The sequence below is a fragment of the Pseudomonas sp. RIT-PI-a genome (genome assembly GCF_001187875.1).
GTDB classification, from domain to species: domain Bacteria; phylum Pseudomonadota; class Gammaproteobacteria; order Pseudomonadales; family Pseudomonadaceae; genus Aquipseudomonas; species Aquipseudomonas coleopterorum.
The window spans coordinates 1-14,323 of sequence record NZ_LGIR01000034.1; the positions used below are offsets into that span (position 1 = coordinate 1).

General features: G+C 61.2%; 16 protein-coding genes. 7 read left to right on the forward strand and 9 right to left on the reverse strand.

Going from position 1 to position 14,323, the window contains the following annotated elements:
* Window positions 1-156 precede the first annotated feature (156 nt).
* The gene (gene tyrS, locus AC788_RS20420) at window positions 157-1,356 is read right to left on the reverse strand and encodes a tyrosine--tRNA ligase (protein ID WP_049862379.1); all 1,200 of its coding nucleotides are present in this window, start codon (window positions 1,354-1,356) and stop codon (window positions 157-159) included.
* A gap of 210 nt (window positions 1,357-1,566) precedes the next feature.
* Here tyrS and AC788_RS20425 point away from each other — a divergent pair, with 210 nt between their 5' ends.
* Together AC788_RS20425 and AC788_RS20430 are read left to right on the forward strand one after the other, a co-directional pair.
* Complete coding sequence (locus AC788_RS20425; RefSeq protein WP_049862381.1) at window positions 1,567-3,030, forward strand: peptidoglycan DD-metalloendopeptidase family protein; 1,464 nt, start codon at window positions 1,567-1,569, stop codon at window positions 3,028-3,030.
* 3 nt (window positions 3,031-3,033) lie between these two features.
* Window positions 3,034-4,125, forward strand: a complete 1,092-nt coding sequence (locus tag AC788_RS20430; RefSeq protein ID WP_049862383.1) for an anhydro-N-acetylmuramic acid kinase — start codon at window positions 3,034-3,036, stop codon at window positions 4,123-4,125.
* Between the two features lie 61 nt (window positions 4,126-4,186).
* Here AC788_RS20430 and erpA read toward each other — a convergent pair whose 3' ends face one another.
* Together erpA and argC are read right to left on the reverse strand one after the other, a co-directional pair.
* On the reverse strand, window positions 4,187-4,537 hold the full coding sequence (gene erpA, locus AC788_RS20435) for an iron-sulfur cluster insertion protein ErpA (protein WP_043192502.1): 351 nt from the start codon (window positions 4,535-4,537) through the stop codon (window positions 4,187-4,189).
* Between the two features lie 141 nt (window positions 4,538-4,678).
* Window positions 4,679-5,713 (reverse strand): N-acetyl-gamma-glutamyl-phosphate reductase, encoded by a 1,035-nt coding sequence (argC, locus tag AC788_RS20440; RefSeq protein ID WP_049862384.1) that lies wholly within the window; start codon window positions 5,711-5,713, stop codon window positions 4,679-4,681.
* Window positions 5,714-5,847: 134 nt separating this feature from the next.
* Here argC and hemJ point away from each other — a divergent pair, with 134 nt between their 5' ends.
* The 4 genes from hemJ (at window position 5,848) to coq7 (ending at window position 8,238) form a co-directional block, all read left to right on the forward strand.
* A complete protein-coding gene (hemJ, locus tag AC788_RS20445; RefSeq protein WP_049862385.1) occupies window positions 5,848-6,273 on the forward strand; it encodes a protoporphyrinogen oxidase HemJ in 426 nt (141 codons plus the stop codon).
* Between the two features lie 96 nt (window positions 6,274-6,369).
* A complete protein-coding gene (locus AC788_RS20450) occupies window positions 6,370-7,143 on the forward strand; it encodes an SDR family NAD(P)-dependent oxidoreductase (RefSeq protein ID WP_049862387.1) in 774 nt (257 codons plus the stop codon).
* Window positions 7,144-7,212: 69 nt separating this feature from the next.
* Window positions 7,213-7,551 carry a histidine triad nucleotide-binding protein gene (locus AC788_RS20455; RefSeq protein ID WP_049862388.1) on the forward strand — a complete coding sequence of 113 codons (339 nt, stop codon included), beginning with the start codon at window positions 7,213-7,215 and terminating at the stop codon, window positions 7,549-7,551.
* A gap of 39 nt (window positions 7,552-7,590) precedes the next feature.
* A complete protein-coding gene (coq7, locus tag AC788_RS20460; protein WP_049862389.1) occupies window positions 7,591-8,238 on the forward strand; it encodes a 2-polyprenyl-3-methyl-6-methoxy-1,4-benzoquinone monooxygenase in 648 nt (215 codons plus the stop codon).
* 60 nt (window positions 8,239-8,298) lie between these two features.
* Here coq7 and AC788_RS20465 read toward each other — a convergent pair whose 3' ends face one another.
* Window positions 8,299-8,721, reverse strand: coding sequence for an OsmC family protein (locus AC788_RS20465; protein WP_043192495.1), 423 nt, complete (start codon window positions 8,719-8,721; stop codon window positions 8,299-8,301).
* A 200-nt stretch (window positions 8,722-8,921) separates the two neighbouring features.
* Here AC788_RS20465 and crp point away from each other — a divergent pair, with 200 nt between their 5' ends.
* Window positions 8,922-9,560, forward strand: coding sequence for a cAMP-activated global transcriptional regulator CRP (crp, locus tag AC788_RS20470; RefSeq protein WP_049862391.1), 639 nt, complete (start codon window positions 8,922-8,924; stop codon window positions 9,558-9,560).
* A gap of 10 nt (window positions 9,561-9,570) precedes the next feature.
* Here the strand turns inward: crp and AC788_RS20475 are convergent, their stop codons facing one another.
* The 5 genes from AC788_RS20475 to trpE form a co-directional block, all read right to left on the reverse strand.
* Window positions 9,571-10,260 carry a lipoate--protein ligase family protein gene (locus AC788_RS20475; RefSeq protein WP_049862393.1) on the reverse strand — a complete coding sequence of 230 codons (690 nt, stop codon included), beginning with the start codon at window positions 10,258-10,260 and terminating at the stop codon, window positions 9,571-9,573.
* A gap of 43 nt (window positions 10,261-10,303) precedes the next feature.
* A complete protein-coding gene (gene trpC / locus AC788_RS20480) occupies window positions 10,304-11,104 on the reverse strand; it encodes an indole-3-glycerol phosphate synthase TrpC (protein ID WP_049862395.1) in 801 nt (266 codons plus the stop codon).
* Window positions 11,101-12,150, reverse strand: coding sequence for an anthranilate phosphoribosyltransferase (trpD, locus tag AC788_RS20485; protein WP_049862396.1), 1,050 nt, complete (start codon window positions 12,148-12,150; stop codon window positions 11,101-11,103). The genes trpC and trpD overlap by 4 nt, the downstream gene beginning before the upstream one ends.
* A 9-nt stretch (window positions 12,151-12,159) precedes the next feature.
* Window positions 12,160-12,759, reverse strand: coding sequence for an aminodeoxychorismate/anthranilate synthase component II (locus tag AC788_RS20490; protein WP_049862397.1), 600 nt, complete (start codon window positions 12,757-12,759; stop codon window positions 12,160-12,162).
* A 77-nt stretch (window positions 12,760-12,836) separates the two neighbouring features.
* Complete coding sequence (trpE, locus tag AC788_RS20495; protein WP_049862398.1) at window positions 12,837-14,315, reverse strand: anthranilate synthase component I; 1,479 nt, start codon at window positions 14,313-14,315, stop codon at window positions 12,837-12,839.
* Window positions 14,316-14,323 lie beyond the last annotated feature (8 nt).

Consider the following 14,323-nt stretch of genomic DNA (forward strand, 5'->3'; position numbering starts at 1 on the left):
CCCCTTTTTCACCGCTTCCGAACTTGAAGATCGAAGCACTTCCTCACTGCCTGAACGACTAACTCATTGATTAACAAGGCGTTTATCGTTTCGGCTGCGCCGGAAGTGGGGCGAATTATAGACACTTCGAATTCGCCGTCAAGCCCTTGTTTTGAATTATTCGATTTTTAGCGTAATGCGGGCGAAAGCCTTCTTGCCGGCCTGTACGACATGGGTTGCGCCCAGCGGGAAGATGAATGCGCGGTCTACCACAGCACCGTCGACGCGGACACTTCCGGCATTGAGAAGATCGCGCGCGCCTGCGGCGTTCTTGACCAGCCCTGCCTTATTAAGGATAGCCGCTATAGGCATGTCTTCAGCGGCTGCGACATCCACTTCCGGCAAATCTTCTGGCAGCTCACCCTCCTTCATGCGGTTGCCCGCTGCCTTATGGGCGCTCTGTGCCGCTTCCTCGCCATGGAAGCGCGCAACGATCTCTTCGGCCAGCTTGATCTTGATGTCACGCGGATTGGCACCGGCTTCCACATCCGCCTTGAAAGCGTCGATCTCATCCATGCTGCGGAAGCTGAGCAGCTCGAAGTAACGCCACATCAGTGCATCGGGAATGGACACCAGCTTGCTGTACATGATGCCGGGCGCTTCCTGAATGCCCACGTAGTTGCCCAGCGACTTGGACATCTTCTTGACACCGTCCAGACCTTCCAGCAACGGCAAGGTGACGATGCACTGGGCATCCTGACCATAAGAGCGCTGCAGCTCACGCCCCATCAACAGGTTGAATTTCTGGTCGGTACCGCCCAGCTCGACGTCTGCCCGCAGGGCAACGGAGTCATAACCCTGGACTAGAGGATAGAGGAACTCGTGAATCGCGATCGGCTGGTTGCTGGTGTAGCGCTTGTCGAAATCATCGCGCTCGAGCATACGGGCCACGGTGTACTGCGAAGCCAGGCGAATGAAGTCAGCTGGGCTGAGGACGTCCATCCAGGTGGAGTTGAACGCCACTTCTGTTTTGGCAGGATCAAGGATCTTGAACACCTGGGCCTTGTAGGTCTCGGCATTCTCCAGCACCTGCTCACGCGTCAGCGGTGGACGTGTGGCGCTCTTGCCACTGGGGTCACCGATGGAGCCGGTGAAGTCACCTATAAGGAAGATGACCTGGTGACCCAGCTCCTGGAACTGTCGCAGCTTGTTGATCAGCACGGTGTGGCCCAGGTGCAGATCCGGGGCGGTGGGATCGAAGCCTGCCTTGATACGCAGGTGTTGACCGCGCTTGAGCTTCTCGACCAGTTCGGATTCGACCAGCACCTCTTCAGTGCCGCGCTTGATCAGCGCCAGCTGCTCTTCAACAGACTTCATATAAGGTCCTACAACGCTCGGATTCAAAAGGCTCAACGATACAAGATCACCGGTCAAATACAAGGCGCGGGCACAGATGTGACTCATTGGCGCCAAGCAAACGTCTGCGAGCTTGCTTTGGAGGGGTTTTGGTTATATTTTATACAGTTATTTCATCTTCATCATGTCATTCATCTCATCTTTCCATCTTTAAAAGTCAAAAAATCACCTATGACCAAGCAACCGCCTAAAGCGCCGCCGCTTTATCCGAAGAGCCACCTTGTGGCTGCCAGCGGCCTGGCCGCCCTCCTCAGCCTTGCCTTGCTGGTATTTCCTTCCAGTGATGTAGAAGCAAAACGCACGAACATGAGCCTGGAAATGCCGGCTCCCGTCGAACAGCTCAAGGACGCCGAACAAGACACCCCGGTTGCCCCGATCGCCGAACAGGCAGCCCCTGCACCCTTCGCCCAGATTGAAACGCCTGCCTCGACCGACACCGAGCACGCTGCACAGCCATCCGAGCATCCAGCCCCCCACGTTGCTGCAACCAAGGAAGCACCCGCTGCCAAGGAAGTCGCTGCCGCGAAGAAAGAGCCGGGACATCGTCAGGTGGTGGTTGCCAAGGGCGACACGCTTTCCACGCTGTTCGAGAAGGTCGGTTTGCCGGCGTCGACCGTGGCCGACGTCATGGGCAGTGACAAGAAGGCCAAACAGTTCACTCAGCTCAAGCGTGGACAACTGCTGGAATTCGAACTGTCGCCGGAAGGCGAATTGCTCAGCCTGCACAGCAAGGTCAGCGACCTGGACACCATCCGGCTGACCAAGGCTGGCACGGGTTTCGCCTTCGAGCGTGAAACCAGCAAGCCGGTGACTCGTGAAGCGTATGCCCATGGCGTGATCAAGAACTCGCTGTCGCAGTCAGCGGCGCGTGCCGGGCTGTCTCATAGCCAGACCATGGATATGGCCAGCATCTTCGGATATGACGTGGACTTTGCTCAGGATATTCGCCAGGGCGATGAGTTCGACATCATCTACGAGCAGCGTGTACTCAACGGTAAGGTAATCGGTACCGGCGGTATTCTCGCTGCGCGCTTCACCAACCGCGGCAAAACCTATACCGCAGTGCGCTATACCAACAAGCAGGGCAACAGCAATTACTACACCGCCGATGGCAACAGCATGCGCAAGGCGTTCATCCGTACCCCGGTGGACTTTGCCCGCATCAGCTCGCGGTTCTCAATGGGTCGCAAGCATCCGATTCTGAACAAGATCCGTGCGCACAAGGGCGTTGACTATGCTGCGCCGCGCGGTACGCCGATCAAGGCGGCCGGTGACGGCAAGATCACCTTGGCCGGTCGTCGTGGCGGCTATGGCAACACCGTGATCATTCAGCACGGCAACAGCTACACCACGCTGTACGGACACATGCAGGGTTTCGCCAAAGGTATCAAGACCGGCGGCAGCGTCAAGCAAGGCCAGGTGATCGGTTACATCGGTACCACCGGTCTGTCGACAGGCCCGCATCTGCACTACGAGTTCCAGGTAAACGGCGTGCACGTCGATCCTCTGGGCCAGAAGCTGCCGATGGCTGACCCAATCGCCAAGTCCGAGAAACAGCGCTTCAACCAGCTGAGCCAGCCGCTGATGGCGAAGATGGACGTAGAGCGCAGCACCCTGCTGGCGAGCAAGCGCTGAGCCATGGCGTACTACCTTGGGGTCATGTCCGGCACCAGTCTCGATGGGCTGGACATCGCCCTGATCGAGCAGGATCAATCCACTCGGCTGGTGGCAACACACTACGTGCCCATGCCCGAGGCATTACGCAGCCAGCTACTGGAACTGTGCGCCAGCGGGCCGGATGAAATCGCTCGAGCTGCCGTCGCTGAAAACCAATGGGTAGCACTGGCAGCCGATGGCATCTCTGCCTTGCTGGCCTCACAGCATCTTGCATCTGCCGACATCCGAGCGATTGGTAGCCACGGACAGACCGTGAGGCACGAGCCAGCTCGGGGCTTCACCGTACAGATCGGCAATCCGGCGTTGTTGGCGGAGCTGACGCAGATCACCGTCGTGGGCGATTTTCGCCGACGCGATGTGGCCGCCGGCGGTCAGGGTGCACCCTTGGTTCCGGCCTTCCACGAAGCGCTGTTCGGTGCCGAAGGTGAGGCGCGTGCGGTGCTCAATGTGGGTGGCTTCAGCAATCTCAGTCTGATCGGCGGCAATCAGCCAGTAAGCGGTTTCGACTGCGGACCTGGCAACGTGCTGATGGATGCCTGGATTCAGCTCAAGCGTGGCCAGGACTATGATCGAGCAGGCGCTTGGGCAGCGACCGGTACGCTGCAACCGCATTTGCTGAGTGCTCTGCTAAGCGATCCATTCTTCGCTGGCAGCGGCCCGAAAAGCACGGGGCGCGAGGTGTTCAACCTGAGCTGGCTGCAACGGCACCTGGACAGCCTTCCTGCGTTCGATGACGCCGACGTTCAAGCAACGCTTCTCGAGCTGACCGCGCAAAGCATCGTGCAGTCGCTGCGTGTCGCCCAGCCGAGCACTCATGCACTGCTGGTGTGCGGTGGCGGCGCTCACAACCAGGCCTTGATGGCGCGACTGCAAGCCTTGCTGTCGGGGACTCGGGTCGAGAGTACGACAGCGGCGGGTGTCGATCCGGACTGGGTCGAAGCCATGGCTTTTGCCTGGCTGGCTGATTGCTGCCTGCAAGGCGTTGCGGCCAACCGGCCCAGCGTGACCGGCGCGCGAGGCCTGCGCGTGTTGGGCGCCATCTACCCGGCCTGAAGCTGGATACCTGAAATGCAAAACGCCGTGCAATCGCACGGCGTTTTTCATGGGTGCTGGATCAGATCGAGAAGGACTGACCGCAACCGCAGGTGGTACTGGCGTTGGGGTTGTTGATCACGAATCGCGAACCTTCCAAGCCTTCCTGGTAATCGACCTGTGCGCCGGCCAGGTATTGGAAGCTCATGGGATCGACCACGAGACTGACGCCTTCGCGCTCCACGATGGTGTCGTCTTCGGCGACATCTTCATCGAAGGTGAAGCCATACTGGAAGCCCGAGCAGCCGCCACCGGTGACGAAGACGCGCAGCTTGAGACGATCGTTACCCTCTTCATCGACCAGGGTCTTGACCTTGATGGCAGCCCCTTGGGTGAATTGCAAAGCCATGGGGGTAAAGGATTCGACGCTCATGTAGAAGTTCTCCCGGCGTACGCCGTCATAATGCTCAATGGCGGCATTATCCTCTTCTCCTACGAAAATGGTCAAGAATTAGCCAGTGGCTAAAGCAAAGAGGCCCGCAACGCGGGCCTCTGGGCGATGCTGTGGAAATGGTCAGGGCAGCATGCCGGCGTGGGACAGACCGAAGCGTTCGTCCAGACCGAACAGGATGTTCATGTTCTGCACGGCTTGGCCCGACGCGCCTTTGACCAGGTTGTCGATGACCGAAAGCACGACCACCAGGTCGCCACCCTGGGGGCGGTGCACGGCGATGCGGCAGACGTTGGCGCCGCGCACGCTGCGGGTTTCGGGGTGGCTGCCGGCCGGCATGACGTCGACGAAGGGTTCATCGGCGTAGCGTTCTTCATACAGCGCCTGCAGATCGACCGACTTGTCGACCACCGTGGCATACAGTGTGGAGTGGATGCCGCGGATCATGGGTGTGAGGTGTGGGACGAAGGTCAGACTCACCTCGCCACCGGCGGCGCGACGCAGGCCTTGGGTGATTTCGGGCAGGTGACGGTGACCCTTGACCGCATAGGCCTTCATGCTTTCGCCAGCTTCGCAGAACAGTGAGCCTACGCTGGCGCCGCGACCCGCGCCACTGACGCCCGACTTGCAGTCGGCGATCAGACGCGTGTTGTCGGCCAGTCCAGCCTCGAGCAGCGGCAGGAAGCCCAGCTGGGTGGCCGTCGGATAGCAGCCTGGCACAGCGATCAGGCGCGCCTGGCGGATCTGCTCGCGGTTGACCTCGGGCAAGCCATAGACAGCATCGGCCAGCAGCTCGGACGCACCGTGCGGCTGACCGTACCACTTGGCCCACTCATCGGCATCCTGCAGGCGGAAGTCGGCGGACAGGTCGATGACCTTGGTACCTGCTGCCAGCAACTCGCCGGCCAGGGCGTGGGCGACACCGTGGGGGGTGGCGAAGAACACTACGTCGCAGGCACCCAGGGTCTTGATGTCCGGGACGCTGAACGCCAGGCCGTCGTAGTGACCGCGCAGGTTGGGGTACAGGTCGGCAACCGGCAGGCCAGCCTCGGATCGGGAGGTGATGACCTCTACTTGCGCCTGCGGATGCTGCGCCAGCAGACGTAGCAGTTCGACTCCGGTGTAACCCGTGCCGCCGACGATACCGACCTTGACCATACACTGCCCTCTTCACGATGCGACTGGAAAGCCTTCGATGATAGGGGCCTGGGGCTTGAGCCACAACCGTTGAGATGACGCGAACGCCGACAGACTCTACTATCGACGCTACCGTGAACCTGAGAAGACCGAAAATGCTTTATCTATGGATCAAGGCTCTGCATATCGTCAGCGTTGTCTGCTGGTTTGCCGGGTTGTTCTACCTGCCTCGCCTGTTCGTCTACCACGCGCAGAGCGAGGACACCGTCAGCCGCGAACGCTTTGCCGTCATGGAGCGCAAGCTTTACCGCGGCATCATGACCCCAGCGATGATCGCCACGTTCATCTTCGGTATCTGGCTGATTGCACTGTCGCCGGGCTGGATGAGCCAGGGATGGATGCATGCGAAGCTGACCCTGGTCATATTGCTGACCGGCTACCATCACGTGTGCGGTGCGCAGATGAAGCGCTTCGCACGTGGCGAGAACAAACGCAGCCATGTGTACTACCGCTGGTTCAACGAAATTCCAGTGCTGATCCTGCTGGCCGTTGTGATCCTGGTGGTGGTCAAGCCGTTCTGAGGTCACGCACAAGCTGTGAGCCCAAACGTGAACGCGCGCGGTAGAATGTCCATATGAAACCGCGCCAGCTTGCCTGGCGGGGGTATGGAGAATTCAATGACCCGTTATGCCATGATCACAGGCGCGTCGGCAGGCTTGGGCCTGGCCATGGCCGAAGCCCTGGCCAGGCGTGGGCGCAGCCTGCTTCTGGTAGCGCGCCAGCGTGACCAGCTTGAAATCATTGCCGCTGAACTGACGCAGCGCTTTGGTGTGGAAGTATTGTTTCGTGCCTGCGACCTGGGCGAACCCCTGCGGCTGTCGGGGTTTCTGCTGGAGCTTGAAGAAAGCGAACGCCAGATCGACCTGTTGGTGAACTGCGCGGCCGTACGCTCCTATGGGCACTTTCTGGCTCAGGACTGGAGCCAAGAACAGGATCTGATCGAACTGAACGTTCTAGCCCTCACCCGCCTCTGCCACGCCTTGGGCAATGCGATGGCCGTGCAGGGTGGTGGGCAGATCCTGAATGTCGCCTCACTGGCCGCCTTCCAGCCCGGACCATGGATGAGCAGCTATGCGGCGAGCAAGGCCTATGTGCTGCATTTTTCCGAAGGGCTGCGCGAGGAACTCAAGCAGACCGGGGTAAAGGTTTCGGTGCTGTGTCCTGGGCCGGTACGCTCCAACCAGCGGCGCATTCCGCGCCTGGCGAACAGTTCGCAGGTGCTGGACCCCGAGCAGGTAGCGCTGCAGACGGTACGAGCGCTGGCCCGCAATCGCGCGGTGATCGTGCCTGGACAGCGTAATGCCTGGCTGGCCAGGGCTCCGCGGCTGGGCTCACGGTGGCTGACGCGCATCGTGAGTGGATGGATCAACAAGGCTTTCGCCCCCCATTGAAGCCGGCAAGGCTGGGCGCTGGGCACAAGCCTCAGTACACTGAACCTTCGACTGCCATGGAGATGCATTGTGGATACTTTGTTTACCAAGATCATCAACCGGGAGATTCCGGCCAAGATCATCTACGAGGATGACCAGGTACTGGCCTTCCACGATATCGCGCCACAGGCCCCGGTGCATTTTCTGGTCATCCCGAAAAAACCCATCCGCACGCTCAACGACTTGACCGAAGACGACAAGGGCCTGGCTGGACATATCCTGTTCACCGCCCAGCGGTTGGCCAAGGAGCTGGGTTGCGAAGAGGGCTTTCGAGTGGTCATGAACTGCAACGAACTGGGCGGTCAGACCGTCTACCACATACACATGCATGTACTGGGACAGCGCCAGATGAACTGGCCGCCCGGTTGAGCGGCATTCATGCAGGCCAGGTTTTCAACGGAGGTGCCCATGGCTACCCAGCGTCACTACTCGCCCATTGATCGTTTGCTGCTGCAAGCCGATACGGCCATGCGCACGCTGTTACCGTTCAGCGGACATCCATCGCGCCCCTCGCCGGCGCTCGTCCAGCCCGAGGTGACGATGGACAAGCAGCAGAGTCGGCACGTGGCCGGCCTGATGCGCATCAATCACACCGGCGAGGTCTGCGCTCAAGCGCTATATCAAGGACAAGCCCTGACCGCGAAGCTGCCCCAGGTGCGCAAGGCCATGGAGCATGCGGCCGAAGAGGAAGTGGACCACCTGGCGTGGTGCGAGCAGCGCATTCGGCAACTGGGCAGCCATACCAGCGTGCTCAATCCGTTGTTCTACGGCATGTCGTTCGGTATCGGCGCGGTAGCGGGCGTCATCAGCGACCGGGTGAGCCTGGGTTTCGTGGCGGCGACCGAGCATCAGGTGGTCAAGCATCTGGACGAGCACTTGCTGCAACTGCCTGCCGAAGACGTCAAGTCGCGGGCGATCCTGGCGCAGATGCGCAGTGATGAACAAGCCCATGCCGAATCGGCCCTCGACGCTGGCGGGGCCAGGTTTCCGGCGCCGGTGCGCTTTGGCATGAGCCTGGGGGCCAAGGGCATGACCAAGAGCACCTACCGGATTTGATTGTTTGCAGCAGATAGAACAGGGGCGCTCGATGAGCGCCCTTTTTACTTGTTCTTGAAGTCAGCCCAGTTCGACGATTTCGTAGTCATGGGTGATGTCCACGCCGGCGCGACCCAGCATGATGGATGCCGAGCAATACTTCTCCGCCGACAGCTCCACTGCACGCTTGACCTGAGCTTCTTTCAGGCCGCGGCCCTTGACCACGAAGTGCAGGTGGATCTTGGTGAAGACTTTCGGGTCTTCCGTGGCGCGTTCGGCCTCCAGAAAGGCTTCGCAGCTTTCGATGGGCTGGCGCGATTTCTTGAGGATGCTGACCACGTCATAGTTGCTGCAGCCGCCCAGGCCCAGCAGCAGCATTTCCATGGGGCGCACACCGAGGTTGCGGCCGCCGCTCTCGGGAGGTCCGTCCATGACCACGACATGGCCGCTACCCGACTCGCCCAGAAACATGGCCTCGCCGGCCCACTGAATACGCGCCTTCATCTTTCCGGACTCCCGTGTTCATAAAGCGGGTGAGCTTAACACAGCGCACCTGTAACAATTTGCGAGGTCGAACCGGTCAAATCCTGCGTTCTGCAGTCAAATGCCGTGTGACCCCACTATGTGTCTGATAAGCTGACGCCAATGTACTGGCGTATTGCCGTGATTCATGCAAGATCGATTGCCCTTTCCGGAACCAAGCCATGCCCGCTGCCGCGCACAAGATCAAGAACCTCGAAAAGCTGCTGGCGCAAGGTCAGCGCCATCGATTTGCCGCGAAGACTACGCTGATCGCAGCCGGTGCACGGGATGACACCCTTTCGTTGATTCTCAAAGGCTCGGCGACGGTGATGATCGAGGCTGAGGAAGGTCGGGAGTTGGTAATTGCCTACCTCAATCCCGGAGATTTCTTCGGCGAGCTGGGCCTTTTTCAATCAGTCCATAGCACACAGGCACACGATGCCTGTGTACGCGCCAGGACCGAATGCGAAGTGGTGCAGATCAGCTATGCGGCGTTTCGCGAGTTGGCTCAGCAGGAGCCGGACATGCTCTATGCCGTGGGTGGGCAAATGGCGCAACGTCTGCGCGACACCACGCGCAAGGTGGGCGATTTGGCGTTCTTCGATGTGACTGGGCGGGTAGCTCGTTGCTTGCTGGATCTGTGCAAGCAGCCCGACGCGATGACCCACCCCGACGGCATGCAGATCAAGATCACGCGTCAGGAAATCGGCCGCATCGTGGGCTGTTCACGGGAGATGGTCGGACGGGTTCTCAAGGACCTGGAAGAGCGCAGCGTGGTCCACGTGAAGGGCAAGACCATGGTGGTGTACGGAACCCGCTGACCCGTCAGGCTCAGGCCAGTGCTGTTAGCATTTGGGTATAGGCCACTTGCAGCTCGTCGATCAGATCCGGTGCGGGATGACGCTCGTGCAGTGCTACATGGCTGGAGGCCTTGACGCGCTGCTCCAGCTCACACTGCTGATTGAACAGATTGACGGCGGCCGCCATCGATTCGCGCTCGTCCTCCATCAACATCGCCCCGTGAACCAATACCACCGGACGCGTGCCGCTCAGACCCTGGCGCCAGCGCTGTGCCGTGCCCACCCATTTGCGGCCGTCGAGATTGACGTTGAAGCGGCCATCGCAGAAGGCGCCTTCTATTTCGCCCAGTGACGCGCGGCCACCCAGGCGCTCGAGGGCATCGAGCAAGGGCTGGCACAGGCGGCGGTAGGCCGTTTCGATACGGTGCTGGTCACCTTCCTGCTGCGGGGCCACGTATACCAGCGCAACGTTGATGGTCGAGGGCGACTGTGGCACCGGCTCCCCGCCAGTCTCGCGCAGCAGCACAGGCCAGCCGCTGGCAGCCGATGCGAGGCGGGCCTGCTCGAAGCCATCGAGGCGGCTCATGCGTCGCGGCATCACCAAGGTGCGATCGGTCGGGCACCAGAACAGCAGGCCCCACGCCTGCTCACCCTTGCACACACTGCCGAGCAGATCCTGCTCGGCGCGCAAACCCTGTTCCGTAGGCAAATGCTGAAGCATGGGGCGAGACTCGTGCAAAGTGAAGGCCCAGACGGCCGTTGGATCAGGGGAAGAACAGGCGCTGCAGTTCCGTGCCTGGATCTTCGGCGCGCATGAACGCTTCGCCGACCAGGAACGAGTAAACCCCGTTGATTTCCATGAGCTGAACATCGGCACGATTGAAGATGCCGCTCTCGGTGATCACCAGGCGATCGCGCGGGATACGCGGCAGCAGATCGAGCGTGGTTTCCAGGCTGACGTCGAAGGTGTGCAGGTTGCGGTTGTTGACGCCGACCAGCGGGGTGTCCAGGGTGCTCAACGCGCGCTCCAGTTCATCGCCGTCGTGGACTTCGACCAGCACGTCGAGGCCAACGCCCTTGGCCACTGTGGCCAGCTCGGCCATTTGCGCATCCTGTAGCGCCGAGACAATCAACAGGATGCAGTCCGCCCCCAATGCGCGCGCTTCGACCACCTGATAGGGGTCGATCATGAAGTCCTTGCGGATCACCGGCAGCTGGCAGGCAGCGCGCGCCTGTTGCAGGTACAGGTCGGCTCCTTGGAAATAGTCGATGTCGGTCAGCACCGACAGGCAGGTAGCGCCGCCTTTCTCGTAGCTGGCAGCGATGTCGGCGGGTACGAAGTGCTCGCGGATGACACCTTTGCTGGGCGAGGCTTTCTTGACCTCGGCAATGACCGCTGGCTTCTTCGAAGCGGCCTGGGCGATCAAGGCCTGGGCAAAACCACGCGGCGCATCGGCTGCGGCGGCAAGGCGCTCGAGTTCGGCCAGGCCGACTCGTTCGCGACGCTCGGCCACTTCCTGCGCCTTGCGCGCCAGTATGTTCTCTAACACCGTAGGCACGCTCATGCTTCGTTCTCCTGCTTGAATACAGCGGTAAAGGCACCCAGTTCCTCGAGCTTTTCGCGGGCCAGGCCGGTATGCAAGGCATCGTGCGCCATGGCCACGCCCTCTTTCAGGCTGCTTGCCACATCGGCCGCGTACAACGCTGCGCCGGCATTGAGGACGATCATTTCGGCGGCTTTCTCGCCATGTTCGGTCTTGCGTCGACCCAGCGCATCGCGGATCAATTCGAGCGAAGCCGCCGGGCTGTCGACCACCAACCCGTGCAAGCTCTGGCTCTTGATGCCCAGGTCTTCGGGCTCGACCCAGTATTCGGTGACTTCGCCATCCTTGAGCTCGGCGACGAAGGTTGGCGCGGCCAGGCTGAACTCGTCCAGACCGTCGCGCGAATGCACCACCAGTACGTGTTTGCTGCCCAGGCGCGCCAGCACTTCGGCCAGCGGTCGGCACAGGGCCTGGGTGAACACACCGACCACCTGATGCTTGACGCCTGCCGGATTGGTCAAGGGCCCGAGCATGTTGAACAGGGTCCGCAGGCCCAGATCGCGGCGCGGGATGGCGGCGTGTTTCATGGCGCTGTGATGAGCCTGGGCGAACATGAAGCCGATGCCGACGCTGTCGATGCAGCGGGCGACCTGAGTGGCGTCCAGGTTGAGGTAGACGCCGGCAGCTTCGAGCAGGTCAGCGCTGCCGCTCTTGCCCGAGACCGCGCGGTTGCCATGCTTGGCCACCGTGCAACCGGCCGCCGCGACGACCAGTGCCGAGGCAGTGGACACGTTGAAGATGTTGGCGCCATCGCCACCGGTGCCGACGATGTCGACCACCTTGTCCAAGGTCCGCAGTTCGACCTTGCTCGCCAGCTCGCGCATCGCCGACACGGCGCCGACGATCTCGTCGATGGTCTCGCTTTTCATGCGCATGCCCATCATGAAGGCGCCGATCTGCGCTTCGCTGCATTGGCCGGTCATGATGTCGAGCATCACCGTGCGCATTTCCTCGGTGCTGAGGTCCAACTGGCTGACGATACGGGTCAGCGCGCTTTTGATATCCATGGGTATCCCTTAGCCCTGGCGGCTGCCGCCGGTCTGCTTGAGAAAGTTGGCGAACAGCTCGTGGCCTTGCTCGGTCAGGATCGATTCGGGGTGGAACTGCACACCCTCGACATTCAGGGTCTTGTGCCGCAGGCCCATGATCTCGTCCACCGTGCCGTCTTCGTGTGTGGTCCAGGCCGTCAGCTCCAGGCACTCGGGCAGGGTCTGCGCCTTGACTACCAGGGAGTGATAGCGGGTGACGGTCAATGGGTGGCTGAGACCTTCGAATACACCCAGGTCGGTGTGGGTGATCGGGCTGGTCTTGCCGTGCATGACCTGCCGAGCGCGCACCACGTCACCGCCGAAGGCCTGGCCGATCGACTGATGGCCTAGGCAGACACCCAGGATGGGCAGCTTGCCGGCGAAGTGGCGAATGACGTCAAGAGACACACCGGCTTCGTTGGGCGTGCAGGGTCCGGGCGAAACGACGATGCGCTCCGGGGCCAGGGCCTCGATTTCGGCGATGGTCAGTTCATCGTTGCGGATGACCTTGACGTCAGCGCCAAGCTCGCCCAGGTACTGGACGACGTTGTAGGTAAAGGAGTCGTAATTGTCGATCATGAGCAACATGGTGCTTAACCTCTCGAATCTGCTGACGGGTCACCGGTTGTCTGGAACCGGTGAACACTGGCTTGCCGGGTCCGGTATCAGTCTGGCGATTGCTCGGCCAGGGCCACGGCCTTGAACATGGCGCGACGCTTGTTCAGCGTTTCTTCCCATTCCAGGGCAGGCACCGAGTCGGCCACGATGCCGCCGCCAGCCTGCACGTGCAGTTCACCGTTCTTGATGACCGCGGTACGGATGGCAATCGCGGTATCCATGTTGCCGTTCCAGGCGAAGTAGCCGACCGCACCGCCGTAGACACCGCGTTTGACCGGTTCCAGCTCGTCGATGATTTCCATGGCGCGGATCTTCGGGGCACCGGACAGGGTGCCAGCCGGCAGGATGGCACGCAGGGCATCCATGGCGGTCAGGCCCTGCTTGAGGTGGCCGGTCACGTTGGACACGATGTGCATCACGTTGGAGTAACGCTCGATGACCATCTTCTCGGTCAGCTTCACCGAGCCGACTTCCGATACCCGGCCCACGTCGTTGCGGCCCAGGTCGATCAGCATCAAGTGCTCGGCGATCTCCTTGTCATCCGACAGCAGATCGACTTCCAGCGCATGGTCGGCTTCTTCGGTCGCGCCCCGCGGGCGGGTTCCGGCAATCGGCCGTACGGTGATCAGGTCGTCCTCGACCCGTACCAGCACTTCGGGCGAGCTGCCGACCACGTGGAAATCGCCGAAATTGAAAAAGTACATGTAGGGCGTTGGGTTGAAGCAGCGCAACGCGCGGTACAGATCGATCGGCGCTGCCTTGAAGTCGATGGACATGCGCTGCGAAGGGACCACCTGCATGACGTCGCCCGCCAGGATGTATTCCTTGATGGTGTCGACGGCGCCTTCGTAGTCGGACTGGGTGAAACTGGAACGAAACACCGGGTCGGCAGCCTGCGGACGATTGAAGTCCAGCCCGCGGCGCGGCGCAATGGGCTGGCGCAGGCGGTCCATCAGGGCTTCGAGCTGATCGCGGGCCTGCTCGTAGGCATCGGCCTGCGCAGGATCGGCCAGGACGATGGCGTGCATCTTGCCAGCCAGGTTGTCGAACACCACCACGGCATCGGAGACCATCAACAGGATGTCCGGAACGCCCAGCGGATCCGGGTTCGGGCACTGGCCCAAACGCTTCTCGACGTAACGCACGCAGTCATAGCCGAAATAGCCCACCAGGCCACCGTTGAAGCGCGGCAGGCCGGCGATGGTCGGCACGTTGTAGCGGGCCTTGAAGGTCTCGACGAAGGCCAGCGGGTCTTCGACATCGCAGGCTTCGATCTCGACGCCGTCGCAGGTCACGCTGGCATGGTACCCGTGCACACGCAGGACGGTGCGGCACGGCAGGCCGATGATCGAGTAGCGGCCCCATTTCTCGCCGCCCTGTACCGATTCCAGCAGATAGGAATTGGGCTGGTCGGCCAGTTTCAGGTAGATGGACAGGGGTGTATCGAAGTCGGCCAGGGTTTCGTGGGCCATCGGGATACGGTTGTAGCCTTCGGCGGCCAGGCGCAGGAATTCTTCGCGGGTCATGATTCAGC

Excerpts from the sequence above, each read along its gene's own strand:
- tyrS (WP_049862379.1), bottom strand. The coding sequence starts at position 1,356 with ATGAAGTCTGTTGAAGAGCAGCTGGCGCTGATCAAGCGCGGCACTGAA.
- AC788_RS20425 (WP_049862381.1), top strand. The coding sequence starts at position 1,567 with ATGACCAAGCAACCGCCTAAAGCGCCGCCGCTTTATCCGAAGAGCCAC.
- AC788_RS20430 (WP_049862383.1), top strand. The coding sequence starts at position 3,034 with ATGGCGTACTACCTTGGGGTCATGTCCGGCACCAGTCTCGATGGGCTG.
- erpA (WP_043192502.1), bottom strand. The coding sequence starts at position 4,537 with ATGAGCGTCGAATCCTTTACCCCCATGGCTTTGCAATTCACCCAAGGG.
- argC (WP_049862384.1), bottom strand. The coding sequence starts at position 5,713 with ATGGTCAAGGTCGGTATCGTCGGCGGCACGGGTTACACCGGAGTCGAA.
- hemJ (WP_049862385.1), top strand. The coding sequence starts at position 5,848 with ATGCTTTATCTATGGATCAAGGCTCTGCATATCGTCAGCGTTGTCTGC.
- AC788_RS20450 (WP_049862387.1), top strand. The coding sequence starts at position 6,370 with ATGACCCGTTATGCCATGATCACAGGCGCGTCGGCAGGCTTGGGCCTG.
- coq7 (WP_049862389.1), top strand. The coding sequence starts at position 7,591 with ATGGCTACCCAGCGTCACTACTCGCCCATTGATCGTTTGCTGCTGCAA.
- AC788_RS20465 (WP_043192495.1), bottom strand. The coding sequence starts at position 8,721 with ATGAAGGCGCGTATTCAGTGGGCCGGCGAGGCCATGTTTCTGGGCGAG.
- crp (WP_049862391.1), top strand. The coding sequence starts at position 8,922 with ATGCCCGCTGCCGCGCACAAGATCAAGAACCTCGAAAAGCTGCTGGCG.
- AC788_RS20475 (WP_049862393.1), bottom strand. The coding sequence starts at position 10,260 with ATGCTTCAGCATTTGCCTACGGAACAGGGTTTGCGCGCCGAGCAGGAT.
- trpC (WP_049862395.1), bottom strand. The coding sequence starts at position 11,104 with ATGAGCGTGCCTACGGTGTTAGAGAACATACTGGCGCGCAAGGCGCAG.
- trpD (WP_049862396.1), bottom strand. The coding sequence starts at position 12,150 with ATGGATATCAAAAGCGCGCTGACCCGTATCGTCAGCCAGTTGGACCTC.
- AC788_RS20490 (WP_049862397.1), bottom strand. The coding sequence starts at position 12,759 with ATGTTGCTCATGATCGACAATTACGACTCCTTTACCTACAACGTCGTC.
- trpE (WP_049862398.1), bottom strand. The coding sequence starts at position 14,315 with ATGACCCGCGAAGAATTCCTGCGCCTGGCCGCCGAAGGCTACAACCGT.